This is a genomic window from Candidatus Mycobacterium wuenschmannii, assembly GCF_030252325.1.
Lineage (GTDB): Bacteria > Actinomycetota > Actinomycetes > Mycobacteriales > Mycobacteriaceae > Mycobacterium > Mycobacterium wuenschmannii.
In genome coordinates, this window is the sequence record NZ_CP126981.1 from 352,555 (window position 1) to 374,177 (window position 21,623).

Here is a 21,623-nt window from a genome sequence, read left to right on the forward strand (position 1 = left end):
GCGCCCGCCCTGCCGACTAGTGCGGCGGCGCTGACTACGCTGATGCCGTGACTGAAAAGACGGACTCGCCCGAGGGGCAACCCGAATCCGGTACGGCCGATCCAGAAGTCGCGACAAACCCGCCGTCCACGCCCGAGCCGGCCTCGGCGCAGGCGGACGAGCCCGTCGACAAGAAGCGCGCGGCACTGCGCGAAACCGTCGTGCTGGCGGTTATCGCCCTGGTCCTCTACTACGTCATGCTGACGTTTGTCGCCCGTCCCTATCTGATCCCCTCGGAGTCGATGGAGCCGACGCTGCACGGCTGCGCGGGTTGCGTCGGCGACCGGATCATGGTGGACAAGGTCACCTTCAACTTCAGCGCACCGCAGTCCGGTGACGTGATCGTCTTCAAGGGTCCGCCGCCGTGGAACGTGGGCTACAAGTCGATCCGCTCGCACAACGCCGCGATCCGTTGGGTGCAGAACGCGTTCTCGTTCATCGGCTTCGTACCGCCCGACGAGAACGACTTGGTCAAGCGTGTCATCGCGGTCGGCGGTCAAACGGTGCAGTGCCGCAACAACACCGGGCTCACCGTCGACGGCAAGAAGTTGACCGAGCCGTACCTGGATCCCGCGACGCTGAACGCCGACCCGGCCGTCTATCCGTGCCTGGGTCCGGAGTTCGGGCCGGTGCACGTACCGCAGGGGCGGCTGTGGGTGATGGGAGACAACCGCACCCACTCGGCCGACTCCCGGGCGCACTGCACCAGTACCCCCGGTGACGCGATCAACGGGCTCTTGTGCACCGGCGACCCGATGGCCGGCACGGTGCCGGTCGACAATGTCATCGGCAAGGCGCGATTCATTGTGTGGCCGCCCTCGCGGTGGGGCGTCGTGCGTGCGGTGAATCCTCAACAGAATCACTAGGCGTGGCCACCACCTGGCCGCCGCGGACGGTGATCCGTAAATCGTCGGGCCTGCGCACCCTGGAGTCCGCGCTGTATCGCTGCGGACTCGGGCCGGTGGCCGGGGTCGACGAGGTCGGGCGTGGCGCGTGCGCCGGGCCGCTGGTGGTCGCCGCCTGCGTGCTCGGCCCGAACCGGCTCGAAAGTCTTGCCGCGCTTGATGATTCGAAGAAGCTCAACGAGGCCTCGCGGGAGAAGCTGTTCCCGTTGATCCGTCGCTATGCGCTGGCGTATCACGTGGTGTTCATCCCGTCGACCGAGGTGGACCGGCGCGGGGTGCATGTGGCCAACATCGAGGGGATGCGCCGCGCGGTCGCGGGCCTGCCGATGCGACCGGGCTACGTGCTCAGCGACGGCTTCCGGGTGCCGGGTCTGGCGGTGCCGTCGCTTCCGGTGATCGGCGGCGACGCCGCGGCGGCGTGCATCGCGGCGGCCAGCGTGCTGGCGAAGGTCAGCCGCGACCGGCTGATGGTGGCCATGGAGAACGATCACCCGGGCTATGGCTTCGCGGTGCACAAGGGCTACAGCACCGCTGCTCACTCTGCCGCGCTGAACGACTTGGGCCCCTGCCCGCAGCACCGGTATTCGTTCATCAACGTGCGACGGGTGGCCGCTGGGGCGGGCATTCGGACCATCGCGGAATGTCCCCCGGCGGAAACAACCGAGCCGGGTCAGCGGATCGACAACGAGTGGGGAAAGATGGAACAGGTCAACCAGCCACGGGACGGTGAAGGACGGCTGAGCCGATGAGTGCCGAGGATCTCGAAAAGTACGAAACCGAGATGGAACTCTCGCTGTACCGCGAATACAAAGACATCGTCGGGCAGTTCAGCTACGTGGTGGAAACCGAACGCCGGTTCTACCTGGCAAACAGCGTCGAGATGGTGCCGCGTAACGCCGACGGCGAGGTCTACTTCGAGCTCCGGCTCTCCGACGCGTGGGTGTGGGACATGTACCGCCCGGCTCGCTTCGTCAAGCAGGTTCGCGTCGTCACCTTCAAGGACGTCAACATCGAAGAGGTGGAAAAGCCCGAGTTGCGCCTGCCCGAATAGGGCGGCGGCGCGTCAAACCCGGTCGCCCTCACCGAAAATCGGCTTGCCGCGGCTGTCGATCACGGACCGCGCCACGTCGGCCAGCTTGATGTTCAGGTCCTGGGAGTACCGGCGCAGGATGTTGAACGCCTCTGATTCGTCGACGCCGTGCAGCATCATCAGCATCCCGACGGCTTTGCCGATCTCACGGTTGGACAACAGCCCGCGCCGCAACGTGGAGACGTCCTCGCCCTGCGCGACGGCATTGATCGCCACGCTGGCGAACGACGCCAGCACGATCGCCTGCCCGGCGGACTCGGTGTCGAAGAGGCCCGCCTTGTCGCTGAACAGGTTCAGCGCGCCGGTCTTGCGCTTGTCCACCAGAATCCGGAAGCCCATCGCGCCGCGCACCGGCGTCTCCGCGACGATCTTGGCGGCCAGATTGGGCCACTGATTCGGCGTGGTCAGATCGGTTTCGATCTGCGGGGTTTCTTCCTCGATCGCATCGACACACGGTCCGTCGCCCGCGGTGCGTTCCATGTCGTCGATTCGTTGCGCGATGTCGTCGCTGGCACCGACGGTGACGTAGCGCCCGTCGCGGCGCACCAGCAGGCTCGCGTGATCGCACCCGGTGACGACCAGCGTTGCGGCGACGCAGATCGCCGCGTAGATCTGGCTCGATTCCGAGCCCTGGTAAATGATCTCGGCCAGCGCGGAGAACACCGTGGCAGGGTCTGCTGCCGTGGGTTCCGCGCCGGGGTCGATGTTTGCCTCGTCTGCCACGGGTACATCATTCCAAGCCCGCCGGACTGCTGGCGACCGTATCGACGTTTCCGTCGATACGCCGTGCGCGGCTCGTCAAGATGCCGTAAGGATGGCCGCGGGCGGCACCGGGATCGGTTAGGAATAGCAGATGACAGTCTCGGCTGCCGAGCAGCAGACCGCGCCCTGCAATGCCGATCGGCGTCGCCGGAGCCAAGAGTCGCAATGCGTTGTGCTGGAATCATTTTCGACCCGCCAGCGATGAACGGTCGAACTTCCCATCGCGTGCTGGTGTTCGTCGACTCCATCGACCTGGTCGCGGTCGAAACCCTGCGCTACGCCCGCGGATTGACCGCTGACCGGCTGCTGGCCGTGCACTTTGTGCTGGACGAGGCGCGCGCGGTACGGCTGCAGGTGCGCTGGCAGCGGTTCGGGGCGGGAACCGAGTTGCGGATGGTCGACTGCGACGATCGCCGGCTCGGCCGAGCCGCCCAGCGGTTCGTGGTGCAGGTCAGGAAGGACTACCCGAACAGCGCTGTCACCGTCCTGCTGCCGCGCCGGATGTACTCGCCGTTGGCGGGTCGACTGTTGCACGATCGGACCGCGGACGCCCTGGCCGGCCTGCTCAGCGGCATCCCGGGCGTGAGCGCCCAGATTCTGGTCTGCGACGTCAAATCACAGGTGGCTCGCACGCTCCAGAGTGCGGGACGGGAAGTCCCTGCTGCCCAGGCCGAATTTGCCGGGAAACTGCAGGCCAGCGCGTCGCGGCCTGAGCGCTCCCCGGCGCCGGCCGAGCTGCGCTGAGCTGGTAATTGGCTGAGAATAACCCCTGTCGGCACCCTTCCGGGTCGGTGAAACCGGGTGGGAGCCGCTAACGTTCTGCTGCGTAAGTTTTGCGTAAGTTTTGCGAACGCAGAGGGCGGGGAAAGAGCATCACCGTGGTAGAGCTGGCTGACGAACACAAGGTCCCGACGAGTTTCGTCGATTCTTGGAAGCGGTTTTTTCTCGGCAAGCCGTTGATCAATGAGGACCTTGAGCATGAGAGCCTGTCTAATCCCGTCGCAGTAGGAGTTCTCTCGCCCGACCCTGTCTCGTCGACGGCATACGGTCCCGAGCAGATCCTGATCGAGTTGCTGCCGGCCGCGGGTCTGGCCGCGTTCACACTGATCCTTCCGCTCGGTGGGATCATCCTGCTGATTCTGGCATTGGTCACCGCGTCGTACCGCCAGGTGGTAATGGTCTACACCCAGCGCGGTGGCTCCTACGTAGTGGCCCGCTCGAACTTCGGGCCCAAGATCGCCCAGCTTTCGTCGGCGGCTCTGCTGATCGACTACGTGGTCACCGTGGCCATTCAGTGCTCAGCGGGCACCGTTGCGTTGGTTTCCGCGGTGCCCAGTTTGGGGTCCTACCACCTCGAGATCACGCTAGGAGCGTTGCTGCTGCTTTCGTTTGGCAACCTGCGCGGCGTGAAGGAAGCAGGTCGGCTTTTCGCGGTCCCGGTTTACGCCTTCGCCACGATGATGACGACGCTGATCGTGACCGGTGTGGTCCGCGAAATCATGGGAAACCTGCCGACTTACGATCCGGAGCATATTCCTGGAGCCGTATCGATCCACCACGGCAACGGAATCGTCATGGGTGCGACCATCTTGATCCTGCTGCGCTCATTCGCCAACGGTGGCACCTCTTTGACCGGGGTTGAGGCGATCGCGGATGCGGTCAACGTCTTCCAGCAACCGCAGGGTCCAAACGCCCGCAAGGCGCTCACCATGATGGCCTGCCTACTGGGATTTCTGCTGTTCGGCGTCATCTGGCTGGCCCACGTCACCCATGCGACTCCATATGCCGCTGGCTACCCGTCGATGCTGTCCGAGATCGCTAGGGCGGTCTTTGGCAGCGGCACGATCGGCAACGTTCTGTTCGTGCTGCTCCAGGCGGCCAGCGCGATCATCCTGTTCTTCGGCGCGAACACCAGCTTCAACGGTTTCCCGGCGCTGACCAGCTTCGTTGCCGAGGACAGCTTCCTGCCGCGGCCGATGATGAAGCGGGGGCACAAGCTGGTGTTCTCCAACGCGATCCTCGTGCTCACTGCGGCCTCGACGGCCTTGGTGCTGGTCACCGACGGCTCGGTAGATGCCGTCGTGCCGCTGTACGCCATGGGTGTCTTCATGGGCTTCTCGATCTGCGGCTACGGCATGACGAAATACCATCTACGCAACCGTGCGCCCGGATGGCGCAGCAAGCTAGTGATCAACCTGTCGGCGGCGATCCTGTCGACGATCATCGTGCTGATCTTCGCGATAGCGAAGTTCACCGAGGGTGCGTGGCTGGTGTGTGTGGTGTTCCCGATCCTGGTGGTCGCGTTGATGCGGCTGAACCGCGAATACCGCAGCGAGAGCGCGGTTTTGGAGATGCAGCTCACGGAGCCGCAAGATCTGCAGAAGCATCCCCACCACACCGTCGTCGTTCTGGTGGACCACTTCGACTTCGCGACGATCGAGGCGCTGCACTACGCCAGCGGGCTCAACGCCGACAAGCTGAGCGCTGTGCACTTCGTCATCGATGCCCGGCACGCCCAGCGTCTGCAGGACCGCTGGGAGCATTTCGAGGACGACATCCCGCTGCAGATGCACGAGTGCCCGGACCGCCACCTCAGCCGCGCGGCCCAGGAACTGGTCTGCGGGGAGATCGAGAACGACCCCAGCACCAAGGTGACCGTGCTGTTGCCGCGGCGCACCTACGCGCCGCTGGTCGGCCGCCTGCTGCACGACCGCACCGCGGACAAGATGGCCGGCGCCGTCAGCCGGGTCGAGGGTGCGACCGCGCAGATCGTGGCCTACGACGTGGGGTCGCGCATCGCGCAGGCCACGGCCGTGGCGCGCGCGGAGAAGGTATCGACGAAGGCCAACGCGTCGGTGACCGGTGGAGCCGCGACCTGATCAGGATCCGCTGAGCCTGGCTTCTTCGAGGTCGAAGTCGCGCTCGATGGTGCGCAGGACGGTCGCGTTGATGCGCCCGTCGCGTCGCAGCTTCAACAGAACGGCACGTTCGACGCCCAGCAGTTGCAGCCGCAATTCGCGATAGCGGTCCATCTCTCGGGCGTCGTCGTGGTCGTCGCGCGGTGGGCCGTGCTGCAGGCGACGAACTCTGGACTCGTAGAGCGAGCGCGCGGACTTGGTTGCCTCGTCGGCGCTGTCGATGTGCTCGTTCTCGTCCAGCCAGAGCAGGGCGGCGTGCGCGGACTTCAACCGCGCCTTGTTTTCGGTGGAGCCGAAGTCCTCTGCACGCAGTCCGAGGCGGCGCAGGAGCCACGGCAGGCTGGTGCCCTGGATGAGCAGGCTGGCCACGATCACCGAGGCGGCGACGACGACCACGAGATCGCGGTTGGGAAACGGCTGCCCGTTGTCCAATTTCAACGGAATGGCCAACGCGGCGGCCAGTGACAAGCCGCCCCGCATGCCGGCCCACGCGACGACCACCCGTTCGCGCCAGGCCTGTGCGTCGGTTGCTCGTCGGAACAGTCGCGCGGTAGCAGTGCCGGACAGCATCCACACCAGCCGCGACAGGACGACGACCGCGATCACGGCGGCGATCGACGCCACGACCCGGGTAGCGGAGATGTTGGGGATCCAGTGCAGCGACCGGACCAACTGCATGCCGACCAGCGTGAACAGCACAGCGTTCAGCAGGAACACCAGAGCGTCGAGGAATGCGAAGGCCTGAAGCCGCACACCGGGGGTGTAGATGGCGCTGAGGTGGGAGCCGATGTAAACCCCTGCCGTGACGGTGGCCAGCACCCCCGACAGGTGTGCCCCTTCGGCCAATACGTAGGTGAGGTACGGCGTGACCAGCGAAACGGTGATCTCCAGCATCGAGTGGTCGATGCGCCGTCGGACCTGAACCGCAACCCAGCCGACGGCGAGGCCGAGGGCGGCACCGCCGGCCGGAGCCACCAGCAGGGTCACTAGCAGCGGACCGGGGTGGACGACCCCGGCGACCGCGGTGCCGACCGCGCCGGTGTAGAGCACCAGGGCGGTGCCGTCGTTGGTCAGACCTTCGCCTTCGACGATCGTCGCCAATCGCTCCGGCACGTCGAGTCGCGCGAACACCGACGTCGCCGCCACAGCATCGGTCGGCGCGACGACCGCTCCCGCGACCAGTGCCACCGCCAGGGGCACACCCGCGATACCTGTCAGCGCGCCGGCAACCGCCGCTGTCGACATCAACACCAGGCCCACCGACAGCAGACCGATCGTGCCGGCGCTGGCCCGGAGATCGTCGGGCGCGATGAAGTAAGCCGCGTAGTAGAGCAGCGGTGGAAGGAAGACGTAGAACACGATCTCGGGCGCCAGTTGGGGCACCTTGACCCACGGCAGCCACGCGAGCACCGCGCCGACCGCGACCAGCAAGACCGGGTACGGCACGCCCACGCGGTCGGCCACCCACACCGCGGCGATGACGGCCAGTGGGCCGCAGAGCAACAGCACGCCGAAGCCGCCGGGATTCACGACAGCCACTTTAGAGATGTCAGCCCAGGAAGCGCCGCTTCTGCTCGGTGACCTCCTCGGTGGTCAGCAGCCCGGACTCGGCCAGCTTGCTCAACAGTGACTGAGCCCGGGTGGCCAACTCCTGCAGTTCGGTCGCGATGGCCGCGACCGCTTCCGTCGGCTGCGCCTTGGCCGGCGTCGCTGTGGGGCGTGGATTGATGCGCACCCGCTCGTTGCCGCGCCCCGCGGACGCGGTGCTGCCGACGGCCCCGCCCGCGGCCCCAGCCAGGCCCATGTTGCCGAAGAGGTTGCCGGCCCCGGGACCGCCCTCCGGAGCGGCGGCGGCACTGGTGATGGGCAGCGAGTAGGCGGCCGACCGGATCTCGGGCGCGGCAACGGTCCACCCCGATGGCACCGACAACCGGCCGACTTTGCTGGCCTGCCCGAGTCGCGACGGACCTTCCGAGTCCGGAACCGCATCCGATGGCGCGCCGATACCGCCGGTGCCGTTGATGATCCACTGCGGCAACATCGTCCCGCCGACACCGTTACCGGTGAACGGGCCCTTGCCATTGTCGTAGTCTCGGTCGGCGTTGATCAGCAGACCGCGCACCGTAGTGCCGAACGACGTGAACGACGACGCGATGCCGATCGTGCCGACTGTCGCCGCGGTCGTCGTGATCGGGACGGTAAGCAGGGGGATCAGCTGGATGGGATCGACCGCCGCCGGCGCCGCGGCCGCCCCAATCGCCTGGGGGATCGCGGCGAGCGCCCGCGCACCGTTGGACACGATCGACTGCGACGCGGCGGCGGCCTGCTGGACTCCGCCGGTCGGGTTCGTCGTCGGCGGCGGCTCGCTGAACGCGGTCAGGGTGGCGGCCGTCGCCGCCGCGCCCGCGTAGCCGTACATCGCGGTGGCGTCCTGCGCCCACATCTCGGCGTACTGGACCTCGGTGGCCGCGATCGCGGCGGTGTTCTGCCCGAAGATGTTGGTGGCGATCAGCGTCATCAGCAGGCTGCGATTCGCCACGATCACGGCGGGCGGAACGGTCATCGCGAACGCGGTCTCGTAGGCGGCCGCGGCCGCGCGGGCCTGGGCGGCGGTCTGTTCGGCCTGCGCCCCGGTGGTCGTCATCCAGGCCAGGAAGGGGTTGGTCGCCGCCGTCATCTCCGCCGACGATGCGCCTAGCCACGGTCCGCCGGTCAGTTCGGTGATGGTGGCGCGGTACGCCGCGGAGGTGGATTGGAGTTCGGCGGCAAGCGCATCCCACGCCGAGGCCGCCGCCAACATCGGGCCCGCGCCGGGGCCGGCATACATCCGCGCGGAGTTGACCTCCGGTGGAAACGCTGCGAAATCCATTGTGCTGTCCTGACTTAACTGGCCGATGCGGCGTTGGCGGCTTCGGCGGCGGCGTACGACAGCGCGTTGGATTGGAGCGTGCTGACGAGCTGTTGATGGATGGCCTCGGCGTGCGCGCTGATGGCCTGGTACATCTCGGCGTGAATGGCGAACTGGGCGGCGGTCAGGGCCGAAACCTGGTCGGCGGCGGCGGGAATCACGCCGGTGGTCGGCGCTGCGGCGGCGCAGTTCTGCGCGCTCATCCCGGCGCCGACGCCCGCCAGGGTGCCGGCCGCGGCGCTCAGCGCTTCGGGCTGGGTCGTAACGTACAGCATCGGAGTTCCTCTCGGTGGGGTGCACATAGGGCTATTGGCGTGCGAATACCGCACGCCAGCAAGTGAATTCGTGGAATAGGCCGCACAACAGCGAAACCGTGACTCAGGGTGACCACCCCGCCTTCTAACGGCGCGCTTCATCGCCTGATGGGGATGCTAACGACGGTTGAACCGCTGATCAACGAGGCGCGCGGTTTCCATTGGGGATTACTAGCCGACTGGGGATAACCCGGCATCCGGCGGCGATGGGCGGAGACCCGTGTCGGGCCGCTGCTTCAGGGTGGCGGCATGACCACGTGGACCCGCGCCGAGATCGGTGCGCTCGGTGAGCGCTTGGCGGTCGACCACCTGACCGCGCTCGGGTTACGAATCGTCGCCCGCAATTGGCGCTGCCGGTACGGCGAACTCGACGCGATCGCCGTCGACCCGGATACCGACACGGTGATATTCGTCGAGGTCAAGACCCGCACCGGCGACGGCTTCGGCGGCCTGGCCCACGCGGTGACGGCGCAGAAGGCACGCCGGCTGCGGCGCCTGGCCGGCATCTGGCTCGCCGCTCAGGACCGTCGGTGGGCGGCCGTGCGCATCGACGTGATCGGCGTGCGAATCGGTCGGCAACGCACCCCGGAGCTCACGCACCTGCGGGGGGTGGGCTGATGGCACTCGGACGGGCGTTCTCGGTTGCCGTGCTGGGTCTCGACGGTCAGATCGTAGAGATCGAAGCCGACATCACCTCCGGCCTGCCCGGCGTGCACCTGGTCGGCCTACCGGATGCCGCGCTGCAGGAGTCGCGCGACCGGGTCCGGGCTGCGATCACGAACTGCAACAACCAGTGGCCGCAGTCGCGCCTGACCCTCGCATTGTCGCCCGCGACGCTGCCGAAGATGGGGTCGGTGTACGACTTGGCGCTCGCTGCCTCGGTGCTGTCGGCACAGCGGAAAAAGCCGTGGCGACAGCTGGAATCGGCGGTCGTGCTGGGGGAGCTGGCGCTGGACGGGCGGGTGCGACCGGTGCGCGGCATACTGCCCGCGGTGCTGGCGGCCAAGGGTGCCGGCTGGGGAGTGGTGGTGGTGCCCGCCGACAACCTGCCGGAGGCCAGCCTCGTCGACGGCATCGAGGTCTGGGGGGTGCGCACCCTCGCCCAATTGCTGGGCTGGCTCGACGGGGTGGCGCGTCTCGACGAGCCGATTGCCGGTACGGTTCCGGAGGAGGAAACGCCGGTCGACCTGGCCGAGGTGGTCGGTCAGGCGCAAGCGCGATTCGCGGTCGAGGTCGCGGCGGCCGGCTCGCACCACCTGATGCTCACCGGCCCACCCGGTGTAGGCAAAACCATGCTGGCGCAACGTCTTCCGGGGCTACTCCCGGCGCTGTCGGGCGGCGAATCGTTGGAGGTCACCGCGATCCATTCGGTCGCCGGCTTGCTGTCGGACGCCACGCCACTGATCACCCGGCCGCCGTTCGTCGCGCCACATCACAGTTCGAGTGTCGCAGCACTAGTCGGCGGCGGGTCGGGCATGGCGAGGCCGGGTGCGGTGAGCCGGGCCCACCGCGGGGTGCTGTTCCTCGACGAGTGCGCCGAAATCGGTGTCAGCGCGCTGGAGGCATTACGAACACCGTTGGAAGAGGGTGAGATTCGGCTGGCTCGCCGCGACGGAGTGGCGTGCTACCCGGCCCGTTTCCAGCTCGTACTGGCGGCCAACCCCTGTCCATGCGCGCCGGCCGACCCGCAGGACTGCATCTGCGCGGCGGCCGTCAAGCGGCGCTATCTCGGCCGGTTGTCGGGGCCGCTGCTGGACCGCGTCGACCTGCGGGTGGAGATGCACCCGGTGCGGATGAGCGTGTTCGCCTCCGCCGAACCGGAATCGACCGATCAAGTCCGCCAACGGGTTACGGTAGCCCGCGACACCGCGGCCCAACGCTGGCGCGAGCATGGCTTCCGGACCAACGCCGAGGTCAGTGGGACACTGCTGCGTCGCCGATTCCGCCCTGGCAACACCGCGATGGAACCGCTGCGGACCGCGCTGGATCGCGGAATCCTGAGCATCCGCGGCCTCGATCGCACGCTGCGAGTCGCATGGACGTTGAGCGACTTGGCCGGCCGCACCACGCCGGGGCGCGACGAGGTGGCCACCGCGCTGAGTTTCCGTCAGGCGGGTGCGGCACGATGACCGACGAGACCCAGCTCGCCTGGGCCTACCTGTCGCGGGTCGTCGAGCCACCGTGCGCCGAACTTGCCGCGCTGGTGGCGCGGGTCGGGCCGGTCGACGCGGCCGAGCGGGTGCGACGGGGGACCGTCGACGACACCGTGGCCCGGCGCACCGAAGCCAGGCGCGACATCGACCGTGCCGCAATCGATCTCGAACTGCTGAGGCGCCGCGGCGGACGACTGATCACTCCCGGCGACGAGGAGTGGCCGACACTGGCGTTGACCGCCTTCGGCGGGCCCGCGGTCGCGGCAAGACCGCAGGGCCGAACACCCCTGGTGCTATGGGCGCTGGGACCGGCCCGCATCGACGACGCCGCGGGGCGGGCCGCCGCGATCGTCGGAACCCGTGCGGCAACCAGCTACGGCGAACACGTGGCCGCGGACCTGGCGGTAGGACTGGCCGAGCGCGATGTCGCGGTGGTCTCCGGCGGGGCGTACGGAATCGACGGGGCGGCCCATCGTGCCGCACTGTCGGTCGACGGACTGACCGTGGCGGTGCTGGCCGGTGGCATCGACATTCTCTATCCCGCAGGGCATTCCGCGCTGTTGCATCGCATCGCGACCGACGGGTTGCTGATCACCGAATATCCGCCGGGCGTCCGTCCGGCGCGGCATCGGTTTCTGACGCGCAACCGGTTGGTCGCCGCGTTCGCCGGGGCCTCGGTCGTGGTCGAGGCAGGGCTGCGCAGCGGCGCCGCCAACACCGCCGCCTGGGCCCGGGCGCTCGGACGCGTCGTCGGTGCGGTGCCCGGGCCGGTGACGTCCTCGGTCTCCAGTGGTTGCCATGCGCTGCTGCGCACGGGTGCCGAGCTGATCACTCGAGCCGACGACGTCGTCGAGTTGGTCGGCAACATCGGCGAGTTGGCCGACGAGCCGAACAGTCCGGCGAGCCCGCTCGACGGGCTGGGGGAGGAGGAGCGACGGGTGTACGAGGCGCTGCCCGGCCGCGGGACCGCGACGGTCGACGAGATCGCGATCGCCGCGGCCGTCGATCCCGCTCGCGTCCTGGCCCCGCTGGCGATGCTGGAGATCGCCGGCCTGGTCGAGCGGCGCGACGGCTGCTGGCGGATCGTGCGACGTCGTAGCCAACCGGCCTGATCGGTAACGCCTCTATAGTCGAGAGGGTCAACGCCGAGGGAGAGGATTCCGGTGCCCGGTCGACCAGTGCACACGTTCGAAGTGGTGCGCACCGAACACATCACGTCGCACATGGTTCGAGTTGTGTTGGGCGGCAACGGCTTCGACACCTTTACGCCCAGCGAGTTCACCGATTCCTACGTCAAGCTGGTCTTCGTGCCCGATGACGTCGATGTGGCCGCGCTGCCGCAGCCGTTGACGCTGGACTCCTTCGACGACCTGCCGGCCGCGAAGAAGCCGGTGGTGCGCACCATCACCGTGCGCGGCGCGGACCCGGCAGCCCGCGAACTCACCGTCGACATCGCGGTGCACGGCGAGCACGGCGCCGCCGGTCCGTGGGCGGCCAACGCCCAACCCGGTCAGCCGATGTACGTGATGGGCCCCAGCGGTGCCTACTCGCCCGATCCGGCCGCCGACTGGCACCTGCTGGTGGGCGACGAGACGGCGCTACCCGCGATCAGCGTTGCGCTGGAAGCGTTGCCCGACGACGCCGTTGGCCAGGTCTTCATCGAGGTCGCCGACCCTGACGACGAGATCCCGCTGACCGCGCCCGAGGGTGTGCAGATCAACTGGATCCTGCGCGGCGGCAGGTCCGACCTCGTCGGCGAGGATCGGGCCGGCGACCACTCGCCGCTGGTGGAGGCGGTCAAGACCGCCTTCTGGATGCCCGGGCAGGTGCACGCGTTCGTGCACGGCGAGGCCCAGGCAGTCATGCACAACCTGCGGCCCTATATCCGCAAGGAGCGCGGCGTCGACGCGAAATGGGCGTCGATATCGGGTTACTGGCGTCGCGGGCGCACCGAGGAGACCTTCCGGCAGTGGAAGAAGGAACTCGCCGCGGCCGAGGCCGGCGAGCAGTAGGGCCCCGTCAGCCCGATCGCCGGCTGGCATGCTCGTCGCATGGCATTCGGCGACTACCAGAACGAGATCTATTTTCAGGGCCTCAGCGGCGTGGTGCCCAAGCTGCCGATGGTCTTCAAAGAGCTGGAGGCCAAGGCCGAACGGGCGCTGCCGCCGTCGATCTGGTCGTATGTCGCCGGCGGCGCGGGGGATGAGCGCACTCAGCGGGCGAACGCGGAGGTTTTCCAGCAATGGGGCCTGATGCCGCGGATGTTCGTCGGCGCCAAAGAGCGCGACCTGACCGTCGACCTCTTCGGGCTGAAGCTGCCGAGCCCGCTGTTCATGGCGCCGATCGGGGTGATCGCGCTGTGCGCGCAGGACGGCCACGGCGACCTGGCCACCGCGCGCGCTTCCGCCCGCACCGGCGTGCCGATGGTCATGTCGACGCTGACCGAAGACCCGCTCGAAGACGTCGCCGCCGAATTCGGTGACACCCCTGGGTTTTTCCAGCTCTACACACCCACCGACCGGGACCTAGCGGCCAGCCTGGTGCAGCGCGCCGAGGCCGCCGGCTTCAAGGGCATCGTCGTCACCCTGGACACCTGGGTCACCGGCTGGCGCCCCCGTGACCTCAGCACATCGAACTTCCCGCAACTGCGCGGCAAATGCCTGGCCAACTACACCAGCGACCCCGTGTTCCGGGCCGGCCTCGCACAGAGCCCCGAAGAGAATCCGCAGGGCGCGGTGTTGAAGTGGATTTCCATCTTCGGCAATCCGCTGACGTGGAACGACCTGCCGTGGCTGCGCTCGCTGACGAAGTTGCCGCTGCTCGTCAAGGGGATCTGCCACCCCGACGACGCTCGGCGCGCGATCGACGGGGGCGTCGACGGCATCTACTGCTCCAACCACGGCGGCCGCCAGGCCAACGGCGGAATCCCGGCGCTGGACTGCCTGCCCGGTGTCGTCGAAGCGGCCAACGGCGTCCCGGTGCTGTTCGACTCCGGCGTCCGCAGCGGCGCTGACGTGGTCAAAGCTCTGGCGCTCGGCGCGACCGCGGTCGGCGTCGGGCGGCCGTACGCCTACGGCTTGGCCCTCGACGGGGTCGACGGGATCGTGCACGTGCTGCGGTCGTTGCTGGCCGAGACCGACCTGACGATGGCTGTGGACGGCTATCCGACGCTGAAAGATCTCACTCCGGACACTCTGCGGCGCGTCATCTGAGCCCTGCGGCGCGTCTCTGCGACGGTGACGTGGTGGAGGCGATCCTCGACGAGTTCGACACCTACCTGGACATCCAGTGCCTTCGCTCGGCGCACACCCGCCGCGCGTACCTCGGTGACCTGCGGTCGCTGTTCGCGTTCCTCGACGAGCGCGCCCCCGATCGGGGCCTGGCGGGGCTGAGTCTGCCGATCCTGCGATCCTGGCTGGCCGCGGGGGCGCAAGCAGGCGCCGCGCGCACCACGCTGGCGCGCCGGACGTCGGCGGTCAAGACCTTCACGGCGTGGGCGATGCGACGGGGTCTGTTGGCCGCTGACCCCGCGAACCGACTGCAGGTGCCCAAGGCCCGCCGGGCGTTGCCCGCGGTGCTACGTCAAGACCAGGCGCTGGCCGCGATGGCAGCGGCCACCTCCGGCTCCCAGCAGGGCGACCCGATGGCCCTGCGGGACCGCCTGATCGTCGAGTTGTTGTACGCCACCGGAATTCGCGTCAGCGAGCTGTGCGGCCTCGACATCGACGACATCGACACCGGACACCGGCTGCTGCGGGTGCTCGGCAAGGGCAACAAACAGCGCAGCGTGCCGTTCGGTGAGCCGGCCGCCGCGGCGCTGCAGGCGTGGCTGGCCGACGGCAGACCCGAGCTGGCCACCGCGGACTCTGGGCCGGCGCTGCTCCTGGGTGCGCGGGGTCGCCGGCTCGACGTGCGGCAGGCCCGCACCGTGGTGCACGAGACCGTCGGCGCCATCGACGGGGCGCCCGACATGGGTCCACACGGGCTGCGGCACAGCGCCGCCACGCATCTGCTCGAGGGCGGCGCCGACCTGCGCGTCGTGCAGGAACTGCTTGGCCATTCCAGCCTCGCCACTACGCAGCTCTACACCCACGTCACGGTCGCGCGCTTGCGCGCCGTGCACGACCAGGCTCACCCGCGAGCCTGAGGCGAGTAACACAATCCTCAGCCGCCCCTCGCTCGGCCAATAGCCGTTGTGCCCACCTCACAGCGACAACGGTTGTCGCTCGAAGGTGGGCACAAAGTGCACCCCGACCCAGCTGGTACGTCTGTGACTAACGGTGCAACGGCTTGAGCCGGATCGGCGTCGAGGCCAACAACCCCAGCGGATCGACGTAGTCGGCTCGCGACGCCGGGCCCCACATCGCGCCCCAGTGCAGACAGGCCGAAGCGGGACAGCCCGAGTGCCCGGCCAGCAGCTCGCCGATCACCGCCCCCGCCGCCACGTGCTGCCCGACCTTCACCGCCGCCCGGACCGGCTCGTAGCTGGTGTGCAACCCGCCCGGATGCGCCAGCGACACCAGCGGCCGGCCGGCCAGCGTCCCGGCGTACACCACGGTCGCCTCACCTGCGGCATAGACGGGCTGACGAGGCTCGGCCGCCAGATCCACGCCCCGGTGGCCGCGGGTCCAGTTCGGCGACGGGGCGTCGAACGCCCGCGTCACCGTCGGCGCAGGTCGTAGTGGCCACCGCAACCGCACGTCGTCGGCGTGGGCCCCCGGTGCGCAGATCAGCAACACCGCTCCGACAACCGCCCATCGCACCTGCTCAGTTCATCGCGCCGGCCGCCGAACGGCCAGCCGGCGCTGTGGACAAAGCACCTGCAAGAACCGTGTAAACTTCTCCGCGCAGCCCGTATTACGAGCTGACTTCGCGCGTCTGCATCGCGTCTCCCGTTCCACTAGGAGTTCGCATCGCATGCCGGGCGGTCCCGTCCCACCGACGGGTCCGGCATCGCAGCAGTCGCCAGGGCCCGGCTTCACCCGTTGCTGGGCATCAACCGACACACAAAGGCACAAGCATGGCCGTAGTAACCATGAAGCAGCTGCTTGACAGCGGCACCCACTTCGGGCATCAGACCCGTCGCTGGAACCCCAAGATGAAGCGGTTCATCTTCACCGACCGCAACGGCATCTACATCATCGACCTGCAGCAGACGCTGACCTTCATCGACCAGGCGTACGAGTTCGTCAAAGAGACTGTCGCGCACGGTGGTTCGGTGTTGTTCGTCGGCACCAAGAAGCAGGCGCAGGAGTCCATCGCCGAAGAGGCGACCCGCGTCGGAATGCCCTACGTCAACCAGCGCTGGTTGGGTGGCATGCTGACCAACTTCCAGACCGTGCACAAGCGCCTGCAGCGCCTCAAGGAACTCGAGGCGATGGAGCAGACCGGTGGCTTCGAGGGCCGCACCAAGAAGGAAATCTTGATGCTGACCCGCGAGAAGAACAAGCTCGACCGGAGCCTCGGCGGTATCCGTGACATGGCGAAGGTTCCGTCGGCGGTCTGGGTCGTCGACACCAACAAAGAGCACATCGCCGTCGGCGAGGCCCGCAAGCTGGGCATCCCGGTCATCGCGATCCTGGACACCAACTGCGACCCTGACCTGGTCGACTACCCGATCCCGGGCAATGACGACGCGATCCGCTCGGCGGCTCTGCTGACCAAGGTGATCGCTTCCGCGGTCGCCGAGGGCCTGCAGGCCCGTGCCGGCGCAGGCCGCGCCGATGGCAAGCCCGAGGCCGACGGCGCCGAGCCGCTGGCCGAGTGGGAGCAGGAGTTGCTCGCATCGGCCACCGCAACCGCCGCGCCGGCCGAGCAGGCCGCTGCGGTCGCATCAGAACCAACACCCACGGAAGGCTGAGAAGTGGCCAACTTCACCGCTGCCGACGTCAAGCGACTTCGGGAGCTGACCGGTGCCGGAATGCTCGACTGCAAGAACGCACTCTCCGAGAGCGACGGTGACTTTGACAAGGCTGTCGAGGCGTTGCGGATCAAGGGCGCCAAGGACGTCGGCAAGCGTGCCGAGCGTGCGACCGCCGAGGGTCTGGTCGCCGCCAAGGGCGGCGCGCTGATCGAGCTGAACAGCGAGACCGACTTCGTGGCGAAGAACGCGGAGTTCCAGAAGGTCGCCGAGGACATCGTCAGCGCCGCGGCCGCCGCCAAGGCCAACGACGTCGACGCGCTCAAGGCCGCCAAGATCGGCGACACGACGGTCGAGCAGGTCATCGCCGAGCTGTCCGCCAAAATCGGCGAGAAGCTGGAACTGCGCCGGGCGGCGTACTTCGACGGCACCGTCGAGACGTATCTGCACAAGCGTGCGGCGGATCTGCCGCCGGGCGTCGGTGTGCTGGTCGAATACACCGGCGACAACTCGGAGGTGGCACACGCCGCGGCGTTGCAGATCGCCGCGCTCAAGGCCCGGTTCCTGTCGCGCGAGGACGTGCCGGAGGACGTGGTGGCCAGCGAGCGCCGCATCGCCGAGGAGACCGCGAAGGAAGAGGGCAAGCCCGAGCAGGCATTGCCCAAGATCGTCGAGGGTCGCGTCAACGGCTTCTTCAAGGATGTCGTGCTGCTCGAGCAGCCGTCGGTGTCCGACAGCAAGAAGACCGTCAAGGCGTTGCTCGACGAGGCCGGCGTCACGGTGACCCGGTTTGTCCGCTTCGAGGTCGGCCAGCAGTAGCATCAGCCGAATGCGACACGTGCACGCATTCGGTGACGACGCCTTGGGCCACCTCGACGCTGTCGGGGTGGCCGAGGCCATTAATTCCGGTCGGGTAAGTCGGGCAGAGGTCGTCGAGGCGGCCATCGCCCGCACCGAATCGGTGAACGCCTCGCTGAACGGCTTGGCGTACAACGCATTCGACCGTGCCCGAGCGCGGACCGAGGCGCGACCGACAGGCGGCGTCTTCAGCGGCGTCCCGACGTTCGTCAAGGACAACGTCGACGTCGGGGGATGGCCGACGATGCGGGGCACCGATGCGTGGCCTCCGGTACCGGCCGCCGCGGACAGCGAATTCGCCGAGATGTACCTGGCGACCGGGATGACCCCGCTGGGTAAGACCCAGATGTCGGAGTACGGATTCAGCGCCGCCGCCGAGCATCCCCGGCTCGGGGCGGTCCGCAATCCGTGGAACACCGACCACACCGCGGGCGCGTCGTCGTCGGGTTCCGGCGCGTTCGTCGCTGCCGGCGTGGTGCCGATCGCGCATGCGAACGACGGCGGCGGGTCGATCCGAATTCCGGCGTCCTGCAACGGACTTGTCGGCCTCAAGCCGTCCCGCGGACGGCTGCCGCTGGACAAAGAGGTGCGCCAGATGCCGATTCGCATCGTCGCCAACGGCGTGGTGAGCCGGTCCGTGCGGGACACCGCGGCCTTCTACGCCGAGGCCGAGCGAATCTGGCCCGCGCGGAAACTCCCGGCGATCGGCCACGTCCGGCAGGCCGGCGCCAAGCGGCTGCGGATCGCCGTCATCACCCATTCGCTGCTGCGGGAGTCCAGCCCTGAGGTCCGAGAGCTGACGCTGAAGACCGCGAGCCTGCTCGAAGAGCTCGGCCACCGCGTCGATCACCTCGAAAAACCGCCCGTGCCAGATACTTTCGTGTCGGATTTCGTGCTGTACTGGGGCCTGCTCGCGCTCGGCCAGATCCAGCAGAACAAGCGCGCGTTCCGGGGATTCGACGAGACGCGGCTGGACAACCTGTCCCGCGGCCTCGACCGGCACGCCCGCCGCAACCTGCACAAGGTTCCGCTGGCACTCGTCCGGTTGGCGCGCACGCGACGGCACACCGAACGCCTGGCCGCCACCTACGACCTGGTGCTCACGCCGACGCTCGCCGACGAGCCACCGCAGGTCGGTTACCTCGACCCGATGGCCGACTACCAGCAGATCATCGACCGGCTGCAGGACTGGGTGGCGTTCACGCCGCTACAGAACGTGACCGGGGAGCCCGCGATCTCGCTGCCGCTGGCAACCTCGGCCGGCGGGCTGCCGGTCGGGATGATGTTCTCGGCGCCGATGGGACACGAGGCCCGGCTGCTGGAGCTGGCGTACGAACTCGAGGCGGCCCGGCCGTGGGCACGCATCGACTCGGCCGAAAATGCCTAGTCGGGTGCCAGCGTCGCCAGCATTCGCTTGAATTCGCGCTGCTGAGCCGTCGACAGCTTGGACAGCACGCGCGCGTCGGCCTCCCGTACCGCCGCCTCGGCGCGCTTGAGCAGCGCCCGTCCGTCGGCGGTGAGCGACGCCGGCAATGCCCGGCCGGACGCCACAGATGCCGGCCTGGTCACCTTCTGCGCATTCTCCAGCCGGTGTAGGACGGTGTTCATCGCTTGGGGCGAGACGTTGCCCAGTCGCGCGAGTTCGGCGCTGGACAATCCCGGCGTCATGGAAAGCATTCGCATGCAGACGAATTCGGGCAGCGTCAGGCTCAGCGGACTCAGTGCTGCCGATACCTCCGGCCGCAGCGCGGCCATCACCTGAAACAGCAAGTAGCCAAGCGGCGCATTCTCGGTGGAGCCCATATCAACGATGTTGACACATATCAATCAGATTGATATACAGGGGTATGACCCAAACACAGGAATTCAATTTCGACTTCGACCCCGCCTACCGCGGCGAGACCAACGAGTTCGGGGCAGGTGCCCGCCCGCCGTGGAGTCTCGGCGAGCCCCAACCGGAGATCGCCGCGCTCATCGACCAGGGCAAGATTAAGGGCAACGTGCTCGACGCCGGCTGCGGTGAGGCGGCGTTCGCGCTACACATGGCGGCCTTGGGGCACACCGCAGTTGGCTTGGATGCCTCGCCGACGGCGATCGAGTTGGCCAAGGCGGGCGCGGCCCGCCAGGGGCTGACGAACGCCACGTTCGAGGTGGCCGACATCTCCGCCTTTACCGGCTACGACAACCGCTTCGACACCATCGTGGACAGCACCCTCTTTCACTCGATGCCGGTCGAATTGCGCGAGGGCTACCAGCAGTCGATCGTCCGGGCCGCGGCGCCGGGCGCGTCGTACTACGTGCTGGTCTTTGCCAAAACGGCCGACGGCGGTCCCGCGAACCCTGTGACCGAAGACGAGTTACGCGACGTGGTCTCGAAGTACTGGGTGATCGACGACATCCGGCCCGCGCGGATCCACGGCAACTTCGCCAAGGCCAACACTCCGGAGTTCCCCTTCTCCGATGTCCGCGACGAGGGCGACGGCCGCAAGTCGGTCCCGGCCTGGCTGCTGTCAGCACATCTGGGCTGACGCGAAAGTCGTTACACCCCAACGAGTTGACCGAGCCGCTCGAGGTTGATCCGCACCTCGAGCGGCCCGTCGTACACCTGGGCGGCGCCGGCGCCTTCCAACTCGGCGCGCGAGGTACCACCGCTGAGCACTCCGACGGCGGGCACTTCCGCAGTGAGGGCGGCCTTCACATCCCACACCGCATCGCCCACGAAGAGTGCGTCCGCCGGATTGGCCTCGACGCGATCCATTGCGATGGCCACGATGTCGGGATGCGGCTTGGCGCGCTCGGCGTCGGCGGACGACGTCACAGCGCTGATCAGATCCTCGGAGTCGAGAGCACCCCGCAGCACGGCAAGTTCCTCTTCGCCGGCCGAGGTTGCCAGCACCGATCGCCAATCGCGCTCGGCGATCGCCTCGAGGAGTTGGCGTGCGCCCGGTAGCGGGCGGATCAGCGAAGCCGAGTCGAGAAAGTATTGGGTGTGCAGCCTTTTCACCCGTGCGGCGTGCTTCTCGGCAAGCTCCTCACCGAGCAACGCGGCGATCAGGTCGTCGCCTGAACGTCCGATCAGGCCCAGGATGCGCCAGCACGGGACGTCTTGGTCGACGTCGAGAAATGCGTGGTGCCAGGCCACGACGTGATGAAAGTTGGAGTCGACGAGGGTCCCGTCGACATCGAACAAGATGGTGGTCGGTGCCATCGCAAACAGAGCCTTTCGGTGGATTCGGGGCTGCCGATGGGTACCCCGCACTCGACCTGATAACTCAGCCAATCCCACAGCCACCTGGGAGCTGAAGCCGCGGGAAGGTGAGCGATGCCGAAAACTACCAAGGGCGGCAAGCCCAAGTCCGACGAGCTACCCAGCACCCTGGAGAAGTCGAATGCCAAGGCGCAGCGCACCTTTGCCAAGGCGCACGATGCTGCCGCCGAGGAGTATGGCAGCGAGGAACGCGCCCATCGCGTGGCGTACGCCGCACTCAAGCGCAGCTTCGAAAAGGTAGGCGACCGTTGGCTGCCCAAGAAGAAGAGCGGTCCGTCAGATGCCCGCGCCGAGCGTGGCGGGCTGAACAACCCGATCCCGTCGGCCGAAGGCGTCGATGCGAATGCCAGTAAGAAGCACCTGCTCGACATTGCCCGCAAGCTCGACATCGCCGGCCGATCATCCATGGACAAAGCGCAATTGGTCGACGCGATCAAGAAGTACAACCGCAGGGCGCGTGACAAGTAGCGCCAACGAAGGCTCTGCCACAGAGGGTTTGAGCGCAGTCCGATGGTCGGAAACGCATTCACTTTTCCGGTCAAGATCAC

At 67.8% G+C, this 21,623-nt stretch carries 23 protein-coding genes; 16 read left to right on the forward strand and 7 right to left on the reverse strand.

Features of this window, described 5'->3' with window-relative positions; translation table 11 throughout:
* The first annotated feature begins 47 nt into the window (after nt 1-47).
* From lepB to PT015_RS01805, 3 genes are read left to right on the forward strand one after another with little or no spacing between them, the layout of a single operon-like run.
* On the forward strand, nt 48-905 hold the full coding sequence (gene lepB / locus PT015_RS01795) for a signal peptidase I (RefSeq protein ID WP_285188382.1): 858 nt from the start codon (nt 48-50) through the stop codon (nt 903-905).
* 2 nt (nt 906-907) lie between these two features.
* Nucleotides 908-1,693, forward strand: a complete 786-nt coding sequence (locus tag PT015_RS01800) for a ribonuclease HII (RefSeq protein ID WP_285188384.1) — start codon at nt 908-910, stop codon at nt 1,691-1,693.
* Nucleotides 1,690-1,995, forward strand: coding sequence for a DUF2469 domain-containing protein (locus tag PT015_RS01805; protein WP_007171389.1), 306 nt, complete (start codon nt 1,690-1,692; stop codon nt 1,993-1,995). The genes PT015_RS01800 and PT015_RS01805 overlap by 4 nt, the downstream gene beginning before the upstream one ends.
* 12 nt (nt 1,996-2,007) lie before the next feature.
* On the opposite strand, the gene PT015_RS01810 is transcribed toward PT015_RS01805, so the two are convergent.
* On the reverse strand, nt 2,008-2,757 hold the full coding sequence (locus PT015_RS01810) for a GAF and ANTAR domain-containing protein (RefSeq protein ID WP_285188411.1): 750 nt from the start codon (nt 2,755-2,757) through the stop codon (nt 2,008-2,010).
* A 240-nt stretch (nt 2,758-2,997) separates the two neighbouring features.
* Here PT015_RS01810 and PT015_RS01815 point away from each other — a divergent pair, with 240 nt between their 5' ends.
* A complete protein-coding gene (locus PT015_RS01815) occupies nt 2,998-3,540 on the forward strand; it encodes a hypothetical protein (RefSeq protein ID WP_285188412.1) in 543 nt (180 codons plus the stop codon).
* Between the two features lie 128 nt (nt 3,541-3,668).
* On the forward strand, nt 3,669-5,675 hold the full coding sequence (locus PT015_RS01820) for an APC family permease (protein WP_390887983.1): 2,007 nt from the start codon (nt 3,669-3,671) through the stop codon (nt 5,673-5,675).
* On the opposite strand, the gene PT015_RS01825 is transcribed toward PT015_RS01820, so the two are convergent.
* Genes PT015_RS01825 through PT015_RS01835 form a run of 3 tightly spaced genes read right to left on the reverse strand, consistent with a single transcriptional unit; the run spans nt 5,676 to nt 8,897 of the window.
* A complete protein-coding gene (locus PT015_RS01825) occupies nt 5,676-7,244 on the reverse strand; it encodes a Na+/H+ antiporter (protein ID WP_285188416.1) in 1,569 nt (522 codons plus the stop codon).
* A 19-nt stretch (nt 7,245-7,263) separates the two neighbouring features.
* A complete protein-coding gene (locus PT015_RS01830; protein WP_285188417.1) occupies nt 7,264-8,583 on the reverse strand; it encodes a PPE family protein in 1,320 nt (439 codons plus the stop codon).
* A gap of 14 nt (nt 8,584-8,597) precedes the next feature.
* Nucleotides 8,598-8,897 carry a PE family protein gene (locus PT015_RS01835; protein WP_285188418.1) on the reverse strand — a complete coding sequence of 100 codons (300 nt, stop codon included), beginning with the start codon at nt 8,895-8,897 and terminating at the stop codon, nt 8,598-8,600.
* A gap of 288 nt (nt 8,898-9,185) precedes the next feature.
* On the opposite strand from PT015_RS01835, the gene PT015_RS01840 reads away from it, so the two are divergent.
* Genes PT015_RS01840 through PT015_RS01865 form a run of 6 tightly spaced genes read left to right on the forward strand, consistent with a single transcriptional unit; the run spans nt 9,186 to nt 15,236 of the window.
* On the forward strand, nt 9,186-9,554 hold the full coding sequence (locus tag PT015_RS01840) for a YraN family protein (protein WP_285188419.1): 369 nt from the start codon (nt 9,186-9,188) through the stop codon (nt 9,552-9,554).
* Nucleotides 9,554-11,065: a YifB family Mg chelatase-like AAA ATPase gene (locus PT015_RS01845; RefSeq protein WP_285188420.1), complete on the forward strand. Its 1,512-nt coding sequence runs from the start codon at nt 9,554-9,556 to the stop codon at nt 11,063-11,065. The genes PT015_RS01840 and PT015_RS01845 overlap by 1 nt, the downstream gene beginning before the upstream one ends.
* Nucleotides 11,062-12,201 (forward strand): DNA-processing protein DprA, encoded by a 1,140-nt coding sequence (gene dprA, locus PT015_RS01850; protein WP_285188421.1) that lies wholly within the window; start codon nt 11,062-11,064, stop codon nt 12,199-12,201. The genes PT015_RS01845 and dprA overlap by 4 nt, the downstream gene beginning before the upstream one ends.
* A gap of 51 nt (nt 12,202-12,252) precedes the next feature.
* The gene (locus tag PT015_RS01855) at nt 12,253-13,101 is read left to right on the forward strand and encodes a siderophore-interacting protein (protein ID WP_285188422.1); all 849 of its coding nucleotides are present in this window, start codon (nt 12,253-12,255) and stop codon (nt 13,099-13,101) included.
* Between the two features lie 39 nt (nt 13,102-13,140).
* Nucleotides 13,141-14,301, forward strand: a complete 1,161-nt coding sequence (locus PT015_RS01860; protein WP_285188423.1) for a lactate 2-monooxygenase — start codon at nt 13,141-13,143, stop codon at nt 14,299-14,301.
* Between the two features lie 32 nt (nt 14,302-14,333).
* Complete coding sequence (locus tag PT015_RS01865) at nt 14,334-15,236, forward strand: tyrosine recombinase XerC (protein ID WP_285188424.1); 903 nt, start codon at nt 14,334-14,336, stop codon at nt 15,234-15,236.
* Between the two features lie 127 nt (nt 15,237-15,363).
* On the opposite strand, the gene PT015_RS01870 is transcribed toward PT015_RS01865, so the two are convergent.
* Complete coding sequence (locus PT015_RS01870) at nt 15,364-15,852, reverse strand: M23 family metallopeptidase (RefSeq protein ID WP_285188426.1); 489 nt, start codon at nt 15,850-15,852, stop codon at nt 15,364-15,366.
* A 257-nt stretch (nt 15,853-16,109) separates the two neighbouring features.
* On the opposite strand from PT015_RS01870, the gene rpsB reads away from it, so the two are divergent.
* Genes rpsB through PT015_RS01885 form a run of 3 tightly spaced genes read left to right on the forward strand, consistent with a single transcriptional unit; the run spans nt 16,110 to nt 19,194 of the window.
* Nucleotides 16,110-16,949 (forward strand): 30S ribosomal protein S2, encoded by an 840-nt coding sequence (rpsB, locus tag PT015_RS01875; RefSeq protein ID WP_285188428.1) that lies wholly within the window; start codon nt 16,110-16,112, stop codon nt 16,947-16,949.
* Nucleotides 16,950-16,952: 3 nt separating this feature from the next.
* Nucleotides 16,953-17,768, forward strand: coding sequence for a translation elongation factor Ts (gene tsf, locus PT015_RS01880; RefSeq protein WP_285188429.1), 816 nt, complete (start codon nt 16,953-16,955; stop codon nt 17,766-17,768).
* Between the two features lie 10 nt (nt 17,769-17,778).
* A complete protein-coding gene (locus PT015_RS01885; RefSeq protein ID WP_285188430.1) occupies nt 17,779-19,194 on the forward strand; it encodes an amidase in 1,416 nt (471 codons plus the stop codon).
* Here PT015_RS01885 and PT015_RS01890 read toward each other — a convergent pair.
* A complete protein-coding gene (locus PT015_RS01890; protein WP_285188432.1) occupies nt 19,191-19,610 on the reverse strand; it encodes a MarR family winged helix-turn-helix transcriptional regulator in 420 nt (139 codons plus the stop codon). The genes PT015_RS01885 and PT015_RS01890 overlap by 4 nt on opposite strands.
* A gap of 44 nt (nt 19,611-19,654) precedes the next feature.
* Here PT015_RS01890 and PT015_RS01895 point away from each other — a divergent pair, with 44 nt between their 5' ends.
* Nucleotides 19,655-20,335 carry a class I SAM-dependent methyltransferase gene (locus tag PT015_RS01895; RefSeq protein WP_285188434.1) on the forward strand — a complete coding sequence of 227 codons (681 nt, stop codon included), beginning with the start codon at nt 19,655-19,657 and terminating at the stop codon, nt 20,333-20,335.
* Between the two features lie 11 nt (nt 20,336-20,346).
* Here PT015_RS01895 and PT015_RS01900 read toward each other — a convergent pair whose 3' ends face one another.
* Nucleotides 20,347-21,015 carry an HAD family hydrolase gene (locus tag PT015_RS01900; RefSeq protein ID WP_285188436.1) on the reverse strand — a complete coding sequence of 223 codons (669 nt, stop codon included), beginning with the start codon at nt 21,013-21,015 and terminating at the stop codon, nt 20,347-20,349.
* 114 nt (nt 21,016-21,129) lie between these two features.
* On the opposite strand from PT015_RS01900, the gene PT015_RS01905 reads away from it, so the two are divergent.
* A complete protein-coding gene (locus PT015_RS01905; RefSeq protein ID WP_285188438.1) occupies nt 21,130-21,543 on the forward strand; it encodes a ChaB family protein in 414 nt (137 codons plus the stop codon).
* Nucleotides 21,544-21,623: the final 80 nt, after the last annotated feature.